The sequence below is a fragment of the Nodularia sp. UHCC 0506 genome, from assembly GCF_034931045.1.
Lineage (GTDB): Bacteria > Cyanobacteriota > Cyanobacteriia > Cyanobacteriales > Nostocaceae > Nodularia.
The window spans coordinates 122,762-129,443 of sequence record NZ_JAYGHH010000004.1 but is presented as its reverse complement, the minus strand read 5'-3'; the positions used below and the strand labels follow the sequence as shown (position 1 = coordinate 129,443).

The following is a 6,682-nucleotide window of genomic DNA, read 5'->3' as shown; positions in this document are numbered from 1 at the left end:
GGGGGGGAGCTTCTAGAGGCAACCTCTTTACACCTGCGACTGATAACAGCGCACCCAGACAAGCCAGGGGAGGGTCTTCTCGCGTTGGGACTTACTATTTAAATTCTACAGATGTCAGAGGATCTGGCCCAGCCGCCCTAATTGCGCTCCTACCTGAAAGCTTCTATGGCACAACGGTGTCTGAACGCCCCACAATTATGGTATATCTGCCTGATTCCAATGCAGAAGAAGCTGTATTTAGCCTCAAAAATGAAGCTGGCAAGACAGAATATCAAATGAATATTCCAGTTGCAGGGAAAACTGGCGTGATGTCAGTCAAATTACCAGCAGATGCACCAGCTTTAGCCGTTGGGAAAAACTACCAATGGTTTTTAGCATTGAAATTAGATGGAAAGCTCAACCCCAGTACGCCTTACGTCGATGGTTGGATTCAGCGCATCCAACCTACTGCTGAATTGGCAGCAGTGATGCAAGAGAAAGATGCTTTGAAACGGGCAAATGCTTTTGGTAAACATGGCGTTTGGTATGACTGTGTAGAAACACTGGCGACACTGTACACCAGCCAACCCAATAATGTAACTATAGTCAAGCAATGGGAAGAACTTCTCTCCTCTGTTAGCTTGAAGGAGATTGTAAATGCTCCGTTATTAGCATCTGCTAATTAAGGACTAGGGACTGGGGAGAGCCAAAATTCATTCCTCTACCCCATCCCTAATCCCCTCTCCTAGAATGGCACGAAGATAAGCCGAAATCTCGTCAGGGCAGTGTGTTGGGGATAGGGTGTAGGCTGAGTGTGTTTAATAAAATTGAATTTTAGTACGTTTTGGAGTTTAACATTTCCTTAATTCCTCACACCCCACACCCCACATCCAAAAGCCTTTTAAATAATAGATTTGTCCTTAACAAGTGTGCCATTCTCCAATGCCAATCAATATTAAATAAAGCGTGTGGCGGAATTATGTGGCGCAAGTTCCAAGCTTTCATCCAACGCACTCATAATGTTTTGATTATTACTCCTAGTATTGCCTTGACAGTTATTGTTGGGCAGTCATTAGGAATTTTCAATTTGCCTGAGTGGAAACTTCGTGATGAATGGGTGCGACTACGTTCGTGTGAATCACTCACCCTAGTAGAATGTTCGCTAGATTCAGTCGCTGACGAAATCGTGATTGTGACAATTGATGAACGCGATATCCAATCAGTTGGTAAATGGCCAGTTCCAGATAGATCATTAGCACAATTACTGGCAAAAATTCGGGTTCAACAACCCCGTGCCATTGGTTTGGATCTCTATCGGGATCTACCAGAAGGTGATGGACATGAAAAACTGGTGGAAATTTTCCAAACTACTCCTCATTTGATTGGTGTTGAGAAGATAACTGGTGAGCGTGTCAATCCACCACCAGAACTGAAAAAAAACAACCAAGTAGGATTAGCCGATTTGGTGTTGGATGGCGATCTCCATGTGCGCCGCGCCCTTTTGACAGCGAGTGATGCCCAAGCAGAAGGTAAAATCAAAGCAGGACTGGCAACCCTGGTAGCACTCAAATATCTAGAAGCCGAAAAAATTACCTTAGAATCTATTGATCCAAAGCAGCAAAAGTTTCAGTTAGGTAAACAAATTTACTTACCAATAGAAAATCAAACCGCAGGTTATGGTGATGCCGATTTAGGAGGCTATCAAATTCTACTTAACTGGTATGGTTCGGAAACTGCGTTTCGCACAGTTGCTATGCGCGATGTGTTAGCAGAAAAAATTCCCCCAGACCTGATGCGCGATCGCATGGTATTTATTGGATCAACTGCGGCCAGTACTAATGACTTCTTTAGTACACCTTTTAGTTCTTCTTTGATTTCTGCTCAGAAACCTACACCTGGCGTTGTCATCCATGCAAATATTGCCCATCAATTGGTACATGGGGCAAAAACAGGCAAAGCAAACCTGCACGGTTTTTCTGGCGTAGCTGCCGCAGCTTGGATTTTTTTGTGGACTGTGATTGGTTCCAGTGGTAGTTTGTATTTAGCCAGTACGTTTCAGGGGCAACGGATTCCAGGGGGCAAAATTCTTTGGGTAACTGTATCCATCAGTGGGGCATTACTGGGGGGTGGCTATGGAATGTTTTTGCATGGTGTTTTGATTCCCGTCACATCTCCATTATTAGCCTTCATCAGCAGTGTAATTGCCACAACTAATGCCTATAAACAACAGCAGTTAGAAGCAGCAAATCGGCAACTAGAAATTGCCAATGGGCAACTTTTAGATTATTCCAAAACCCTAGAACTAAAAGTTCAAGAACGAACTCATGAACTACTGGTAGCCAAACAAGCTGCTGATGCTGCTAACCAGGCAAAGAGCGAATTTTTAGCGAATATGAGCCACGAGTTACGTACACCGCTTAATGGCATTCTTGGTTTTGCTCAGGTGCTAGAGGTGTCCCCAAACTTGACCAAAAAAGACATAGAAGGAGTCAGCATTATTTATCAATGTGGGACACACTTATTGATGCTAATCAACGACATACTCGATCTTTCAAAAATTGAAGCTCGTAAATTAGAACTGGTGACAACTAATGTGCATCTGGCGAGCTTCTTACATGGTGTGTCCGAGATTTGTAGTATCCGAGCAGCGCAGAAGGGAATTGCATTTAACATCTTAATAGATGATCACTTACCGATTGTTGTTCAACTAGATGAAAAGCGGTTACGCCAAGTCTTGATCAACTTACTAGGCAACGCTATCAAATTTACAGACAACGGTAGTGTCACATTTAAGGTAGATTTCATTGAGCAAGAGTTTCCACAAATGACAAATGAAACTACACAAGTGACACATCAGCAGATTCGCTTTCAGATTGAAGATACAGGTATTGGGATGTCCCCAGACCAATTAGAGAAAATATTTTTAGCCTTTGAGCAAGTCGGTGAGGCAGGGCGGAAATCTGAAGGTACCGGTTTGGGATTAGCAATTAGTCAAAGAATTGCTGAATTGATGGGTAGCCCAATTCAGGTACAGAGTCGCCTGGGTGAAGGTAGTGTATTTTGGCTGGATTTGATAGTACCAGTACCACTGTCCCATGACTGGAACACAGAGTACATCTCATCCCACTCGAAACTTGTGGGTATTCAGGGTCCTGCGCCGCAAATTCTTATTGTTGATGATGATGAAAACCATCGTTTTATGTTGAGTCGTATGTTAGAAGAAGTTGGTTGTCAAACCCTGGAAGCAATCGACGGTAAAGAGGGACTAGATATAGCAACTGAAAGTCTTCCAGATATAATTTTGCTTGATTTAGCTATGCCGCACATGGATGGCTTTGAACTCATGGTTCACTTACAGGGAAATCCACAAACTCGTCATATTCCGATTATTGTTTCTAGTGCTAGTGTATTCGAGGAAAATCAGCAACGGAGTTTAGAGGCTGGAGCAACAGCATTCTTGCCTAAACCCCTCCAGATTGATGAACTTTTCGAGGCACTGCAATCGCTGCTAAAAGTTGAGTGGATTTATGCCCAATCTACACCTTTACAATCGTCTTCTCAACCTCAGCAGATAACTAATGCTGAATTGATTATACCTTCACAGGATGTTTTGCAGCAACTCTATCACCTGGCTATGATGGGAGATATACCGGCGATTGAGGGAATCATAGGAGAACTGATTCAGCAAAACACTCAGCTAACTCCCTTCGCTCATGAATTGAACAAACTCACTACCAATTTTCAAACTGCAAAAATCCGTCAGTTCCTAAAATCTTTTGTAAAAACAACGGAGTCACCTCAATGATGAGCGAACCTCTCTTAAAGCCCATACATATCTTGCTGGTAGACGACAATCCAAACAATCTGAAAGTGCTATCAGAATCGATTCATAGATGTGGTTGGAAAGCACTTATGGCCACAGATGGAGAATCGGCAATCGAACAAACAGAATATGCTCATCCTGATTTAATTCTGCTTGATGTAATGATGCCAGGTCTTGATGGGTTTGAAACTTGTTGTAGGCTCAAAGCCAATCCCATGACTCAGGATACTCCGATCATTTTCATGACTGCGTTGTCTGATGCTACAGATAAAGTCAAAGGATTGGAAATTGGTGCTGTTGACTATATTACCAAACCCTTCCAACACGAAGAAGTCATTGCTCGATTAAAGTTACATTTAAAAATCTCCCAACTCACCCGTACTCTAGAACACAGAGTCCAAGAACGCACCTCCGCATTAACCCAATCTCTAGAACAGTTAAAGGAAACCCAACTACAACTGATCCAGAGTGAAAAAATGTCCACCCTTGGACAACTGGTTGCAGGTATAGGTCATGAAATTAATAATCCCATTGGTTTTATTAGTGGAAGTTGCTCCCACATTGATGAATATGTCAATGATCTCCTGCGTTTGGTGAATCTGCAACAGCAAAAGCAGGTAAACCCAGACCAAGAAATCCAAGAACTCATGGAAGAAATTGATTTAGAGTATCTCATTGAGGATCTACCAAAACTTTTGGGATCGATAAACCAGGGAATTAAGCGTCTGAAAGAAATCAGCCTCTCTTTAAGAACTTTTGCTCGTTCCGATATTTCCTCTAAAGTTGAGTTTCAAATTCACGAAGGCATCAATAGCACTTTAACTTTGTTAAAACATCGTCTTAAAGACCAAGGCGATCGCCCCAAAATTGAGGTTGTGAAGCAATATGATACTTTACCTCCCATCATTTGCTATCCCGGACAACTAAACCAGGTATTTATGAATATTATCGCCAATGCTATTGATGCCTTTGATGATCTGCATCAAAAGCGTTCAGATCAAAATATAGCTGCTTGTGTTCCTAATACAATCACAATCACGACATCGATTGAGCATCAACAACAAACTATTTCAATTTGCATTGAAGATAACGCTCTTGGTATGCCATCTGAGGTACAAGCTAGAGTTTTTGAACCATCTTTTACAACGAAGCCTGTGGGTAAAGGAACTGGACTAGGATTAGCTATCAGCTACCAAATTATTGTCGATAAACACTATGGACAAATCAACTGTTATTCAACTTTGGGTATGGGTACAAAGTTCATGATTACTTTGCCAAGTAGCTAGGGAAATACACTTTATTTACTCATAAAAACGGCTCTGGCCTACTTGTTATAGTAAACTATTAAATGAAATGCCAATGAAGTCCAGAAAAATACCGGAATATAACCAAAAATAACGCCTCTTGTCATAAGACTCTTAACAGATAGATATGTCATCGTGAATAATTAAAGGTTTGTAGTCAGGACTTTAGTCCTGAATTAAGGGCTAAACAATACGGTTAACTATTGAGGATTCTAAAAATTGAAATTTTTGATTAATCGAACCGTCTTGAAGGGCTAAGGCCCTGACTACGAGCTAAATCCATTGATCCAATGTCAGTTCTAGGAAAGGGGTTCAATGGTCTTGAAGGGCTAAAGCCCTGACTACGAGCTAAATTATCATATTTTTACATTATTTCACATAGTTAGTTTTATTCTCGTCAACTGAGCGATCGCTATAACCCGTCACTTTGAGGATAGCGTATTCAAGGAGATGTTCAAAGACATCAGAATTAAACCTACAATTAAATGTTTTCTCTGTCTTGCAAGTCCACTAATTCTTACTTTTAACAGTGCTAATAATTTGTAATAACTGATTGGCTGTGTACGGCTTTGCTAAAAAGGCTTTAATTCCAGCATCATAAGCCGCTTTTACTTTTTCAGTTGTAGCCAATCCACTGACGGCAATTATTTTCACATTTGGGTTGATTTTTTGCAATGTCTTAATAGTTGTCATTCCATCCATAGATGGCATCAGCATATCAGTTAAAACAAGAGATATTTTGTCTTGATGTTCTACATACAAAGCTATAGCCTCAATCCCATCCTTGGCTGTGATTACTTGGTAAGTATGGTTTTCTAAAGATGTTTTGGTAATATCTCGAATGGGAGCTTCATCATCTACAACTAAAATCAATTCTCCATTTCCTTGGGGCAAACTTTGTTCAACTTCTTCTATGGTTTCTGTAATATTTTGTGCTGGCAAATAAACCTGGAATTGACTGCCGTTTCCGGGTTTGCTGTGTACCTTGACAAAACCACCGTGGCTTTTAATAATCCCTATGACTGTAGAAAGACCAAGACCAGTACCTTTACCAGTTTCTTTAGTTGTAAAAAATGGCTCAAATATCCGTTCTAATATTTCCGGTGTAATACCTATGCCCGTATCGGTAACAGTAATAACTACATAGAAACCAACTTGAGCATCAATATTCATTCTGGCGTAATTCTCATCTACTACCAGATTTTCTGCCAAAATTTTTAAATTACCGCCATTGGGCATGGCATCACGGGCATTAACACACAAATTCATTAGCACTTGATGTAACTGTGTAGCATCACCAGATACAGTCCAAAGAGTTGGGCAAATTTGGATAGTAACTTCTATGGATTTGGGAAAGGTTTCCTTAATGATTTGCTGAATTTCTATAATTAAATGCTTTAGTTGTAAAAGGGTACGCTCTCCTTCTACACCACGAGTAAATGATAGAACTTGATTAACTAAACTGGCTCCACGTTTAGCGTTAGAAATCAAAATGGGCAACAATCGCCGAGAGCGCTCATCGTGCATTTGTGATTCTAACAGTTGCGCTGTCATCATGATGGGAGCAAGAACATTG

General features: G+C 40.9%; 4 protein-coding genes. 3 read left to right on the top strand and 1 reads right to left on the bottom strand.

All coding sequences use genetic code 11. The annotated features are described in order from the left end of the window. The 3 genes from VB654_RS05060 to VB654_RS05050 all read left to right on the top strand — a co-directional run. The coding region (locus VB654_RS05060; RefSeq protein ID WP_323212432.1) for a DUF928 domain-containing protein at positions 1-665 on the top strand (665 nt) is incomplete at its 5' end. A gap of 293 nt (positions 666-958) precedes the next feature. Beyond that, positions 959-3,784 carry a CHASE2 domain-containing protein gene (locus VB654_RS05055; RefSeq protein WP_323212430.1) on the top strand — a complete coding sequence of 942 codons (2,826 nt, stop codon included), beginning with the start codon at positions 959-961 and terminating at the stop codon, positions 3,782-3,784. After that, entirely contained in the window at positions 3,781-5,088 is a 1,308-nt protein-coding gene (locus VB654_RS05050; protein ID WP_323212428.1) for a response regulator, read from the top strand. The genes VB654_RS05055 and VB654_RS05050 overlap by 4 nt, the downstream gene beginning before the upstream one ends. A gap of 528 nt (positions 5,089-5,616) precedes the next feature. On the opposite strand, the gene VB654_RS05045 is transcribed toward VB654_RS05050, so the two are convergent. Continuing rightward, positions 5,617-6,682 (bottom strand): ATP-binding protein (locus VB654_RS05045; RefSeq protein ID WP_323212426.1); only part of this gene is annotated, 1,066 nt, incomplete at its 5' end.

What these genes read in the sequence shown, in the direction of transcription:
- VB654_RS05055 (WP_323212430.1), top strand. Translation starts at nt 959, where the DNA reads ATGTGGCGCAAGTTCCAAGCTTTCATCCAACGCACTCATAATGTTTTG.
- VB654_RS05050 (WP_323212428.1), top strand. Translation starts at nt 3,781, where the DNA reads ATGATGAGCGAACCTCTCTTAAAGCCCATACATATCTTGCTGGTAGAC.